Genomic DNA, 3,384 nt, shown 5'->3' with positions numbered 1-3,384 from the left:
GCGCCCCGCGCGCGGGTGAGAGGGCGCGGCAGCCCGCGCGCGCGCTGCGCGCCCGCGCCGGCCGCGGCGCGGCCGGCGCCCCGGCCCCCCCCACGCCGTACTGACGTTGATCACGACACCCGCGTTCTCGCTCAGCCGCGGGAGCGCGGCCTGGGTGAGGTACATCGGGGCGAGCAGATTGACGGCCAGCATCTCCTCGACGGCTTCCCGCCGGATGTCCCCGAGGGGCGTCTGCCGGACCACGGCGGCGTTGTTGACCAGCACATCGATGCGGCCGAACGCCTCCATCGCGGTGTTCACGATCAACTCGGCGGCGCCGGGGGCCGAGACGTCGGCCGTCAGCGGCCGGATGTCCGGGGCGTCGGCGGCCGTCTCGGCGAGCCGGGCCGCCGTACGGCCGACCACCAGGACCTGGGCGCCCTGCTCGGCGAAGGTCCGCGCGGTGACCCGCCCGATCCCCGTGCCCCCGCCGGTGACGATCACTGCTCTGCCGGAAAAGTTCGCTGCTGTCATGTTGGTCATGACGATGCACCGTAAACATTGACGCCCGCGTGAATGTCAACCCCGGCGGCCCTCGGGTCGCTCATCGGGGTGCCGGGCCGCATATCCTGGGCGGGTAGATCCACACCACCCTTCCGGAGCGACCCTTGTACTTCACCGATCGCGGTATCGAGGAGCTGGAGCAGCGGCGCGGCAATGAGGAGGTCACCTTCGAGTGGCTCGCCGAGCAGCTGCGGACGTTCGTCGACCTGAACCCGGACTTCGAGGTCCCGGTGGAGCGGCTGGCGACCTGGCTGGCCCGGCTCGACGAGGAGGACGACGATGTCTGAGGGTGACGACGTCTGAGGGTCACGACGTCTGACGGCAGCTTCCGAGGCGGCGTGAAACGCGGCGTGAGACCCGGCGTAAGACAGCGTCTGCCGGGCGCCGCGGCCCTACCGGCCGCCCCTCACGCCACCACCGGCCCCCGCCCCGGCGCCCCCGCCTCGTGGTCCAGCCGGGGGTCGGACACCAGCACCGCCTGCTGGAGCCGCTGGAGCTTCGCCGAGGGCTCGAGCCCCAGTTCCTCCGTCATCGCCATCCGCAGCCGCTGGTAGACCGTCAGGGCGCGGGTGCGCTGGCCGGAGCGGTGGAGGGCGAGCATGTACTGACCGTGCAGGCCCTCGTGGAAGCGGTGCTCCACGACCAGCGAGGCGAGGTCGCTCAGCACCTCCAGATGGCTGCCGAGCCGCAGCCGGGTCTCGATGCCGCGCTCGGTGACCGTGAGCCGGGACTGCTCCAGCCGGGCGACCTCCGCCTGCAGCGGTCGCCCGTGCGGGGTGACGTCAACCAGGGCCGGGCCCTGCCAGAGGGCCAGCGCCCGCCGGAAGGAGGTGTCCGCCGTCCGTTCGTCGCCGGCCTCCAGGGCGCCTTCGCCCTCGGCGACGAGGTGGCGGTACTCGTGGACGTCGAGTTCGCCCGGGCTCACCACCATGGCGTAGCCCCCGGGCCGGGTCTGCAGCACATCCCGGGTGACGGCGGCCGAGGACATCCCCAGCCCCTCGGCGAGCAGTTTGCGCAGATGCAGGATGTACGTCTGGAGCGTGGTCAGCCCGGTGCGCGGCGGCTGATCGCCCCACAGTTCGGCCATCAGCGACTGCACCGGCACCATCCGGCCCGCGTTGAGCAGCAGCAGGGACAGCACCTTGCGCGGCTTCATCGCGCTGGGCACTCCGGACCGGGCGCCGAGGCCGAGTGTCAGCGGTCCCAGCACGCTCACCCGCATGGGTGGCACCTCTCTTCGGGCTTCATGGGCGGTACGCACGGACGAGCAGGTCGGCGGCGCTCTCGCAGACGGCCGCGGCCTCGTCCTCGGCGAGCGGGCGGGTGCCGTACATCGACTGGTACAGCCCCTGTTGGATGATCAGGGCCACGAACTGGCAGGCGGCGGTGGCCGGTTCGGGCACGCTCAGCTCGCCGCTGCCGGTGCGCCGGCCGAGCATCTCGGCGAGGTACTTCACCAGCTGCTGGGGCTCCCCCTCCGCGCACGCGGGGCGCAGCGAGGGGTGGCGGGCGACCTCGGCGATGACCAGGCGGCGCAGCGCGGAGGCCCGTGCGTCGAGCAGTACGGCGAGCACCCGGTGGCCGAAGGCGAGCAGCGCGGTGCGGGCGTCGCCGTGGTCGTACGCCTCGGGGGCCCCGGCGGCGTCCGGCCCGAGGGCGTGCGGGGAACCGGCGGCGAATCCGGCCGCCACCCGCTCCCGCTCCTCCTCGACGGCGGCGATGAACAGCCGCTCCTTGTCGCCGAAGTGGTTGTAGACGGTCTGTTTGGACACGCGGGCCTCGTCCGCGATGACGTCCACGCTGGCCCGGTCGTACCCCTCGCGCAGGAAGACGGCCACCGCCGCCTCCAATATCGCCTGGCGCTTGGCGGGCTGGGGGCCCGCGGGCCGTCCCGCCGCGCCGCGCCGGGGACCGCTGTCCGTCCGCAACGGCCCAACCTCCTCGCTCCAAGCCGGTCTTGCCCTCGATGGACTTGTGAGTCTAGCCTTCATTTGCCGCGGTGGACTAGCCCGTCTAGTCCAATTAATTCATCGGCGGATCACGTCGTTTCACCATCGCTTCACAAGGAGAGCTCCATGAGCGCACCGGAGAGCAGCGGGGCCCTGAGCCCTCTCACCCTGGCGCCGGAGGCGCAGCGGCAGCTGTTCCTGGAGGCCCGTACGGCCAACACCTTCACCGATGAGCCGGTGACGGACGAGCAGGTCCGCGCGATCCACGAACTGGTCAAGTACGCGCCCACCTCGATGAACCAGCAGCCGCTGCGGGTGGTGCTGGTGCGTTCGGAGGAGGCGCGCGCCCGGCTGGTGACGCTGATGACGGGGCGGAACCAGGAGAAGACGGCCAAGGCCCCGCTGGTGGCGGTGCTCGCCGCGGACCTGGACTTCCATGAGGAGCTGCCGCGGCTGGTGCCGTTCATGGAGAACCCGCAGGCGTTCTTCGCCGACCCCGAGGCCCGGGAGGGGTCGGCGCGGTTCAACACCGCGCTCCAGGTGGGCTACTTCATCCTGGGCGTGCGCGCCGCGGGGCTCGCCGCCGGGCCCATGATCGGCTTCGACCACGCGGCCGTCTCCAAGGAGTTCTTCGAGGACGGGCGGCACTCGGCGGTCTGTGTGGTCAACATCGGCAAGCCGGGTCCGGACGCCTGGATGGGGCGGCTGCCGCGCCTGGAGTACGAAGAGGTCTTCCGCACGGTCTGAGGTCTGAGACCTGAGGTCTGAGACCTGAGACCTGACGGGGCGCGCGGGCCCCGCGCGCGCGCGCCGCGGGCGGGGCGGCGGCGGGCGCGGGGCCGCCGCCCCAGGCCCCGGAGGGTGAAGCCGAGGAGGAGGCGGAGGCGACGGT

General features: G+C 72.5%; 5 protein-coding genes. 2 read left to right on the top strand and 3 right to left on the bottom strand.

Translation table 11 applies throughout. The annotated features are described in order from the left end of the window. Window positions 1–522 (bottom strand): SDR family NAD(P)-dependent oxidoreductase (locus ACFXB5_RS41320; RefSeq protein WP_385218544.1); only part of this gene is annotated, 522 nt, incomplete at its 3' end. A gap of 125 nt (window positions 523–647) precedes the next feature. Between ACFXB5_RS41320 and ACFXB5_RS41315 the strand changes: the two genes are divergently transcribed. Continuing rightward, complete coding sequence (locus ACFXB5_RS41315) at window positions 648–830, top strand: DUF6104 family protein (RefSeq protein ID WP_198269007.1); 183 nt, start codon at window positions 648–650, stop codon at window positions 828–830. A 119-nt stretch (window positions 831–949) separates the two neighbouring features. Here the strand turns inward: ACFXB5_RS41315 and ACFXB5_RS41310 are convergent, their stop codons facing one another. Together ACFXB5_RS41310 and ACFXB5_RS41305 are read right to left on the bottom strand one after the other, a co-directional pair. Continuing rightward, entirely contained in the window at window positions 950–1,765 is an 816-nt protein-coding gene (locus ACFXB5_RS41310; RefSeq protein ID WP_385218542.1) for a BTAD domain-containing putative transcriptional regulator, read from the bottom strand. A 22-nt stretch (window positions 1,766–1,787) separates the two neighbouring features. After that, window positions 1,788–2,471, bottom strand: coding sequence for a TetR/AcrR family transcriptional regulator (locus tag ACFXB5_RS41305; RefSeq protein ID WP_385218540.1), 684 nt, complete (start codon window positions 2,469–2,471; stop codon window positions 1,788–1,790). Window positions 2,472–2,618: 147 nt separating this feature from the next. Between ACFXB5_RS41305 and ACFXB5_RS41300 the strand changes: the two genes are divergently transcribed. Continuing rightward, window positions 2,619–3,239 (top strand): malonic semialdehyde reductase, encoded by a 621-nt coding sequence (locus tag ACFXB5_RS41300; protein ID WP_385218539.1) that lies wholly within the window; start codon window positions 2,619–2,621, stop codon window positions 3,237–3,239. Window positions 3,240–3,384 lie beyond the last annotated feature (145 nt).

This window comes from Streptomyces sp. NPDC059455 (assembly GCF_042750115.1).
Classification (GTDB): Bacteria; Actinomycetota; Actinomycetes; order Streptomycetales; family Streptomycetaceae; genus Streptomyces; species Streptomyces endocoffeicus.
The sequence above is the reverse complement of the archived record's forward strand: the minus strand, read 5'-3'. Positions and strand labels throughout refer to the sequence as shown.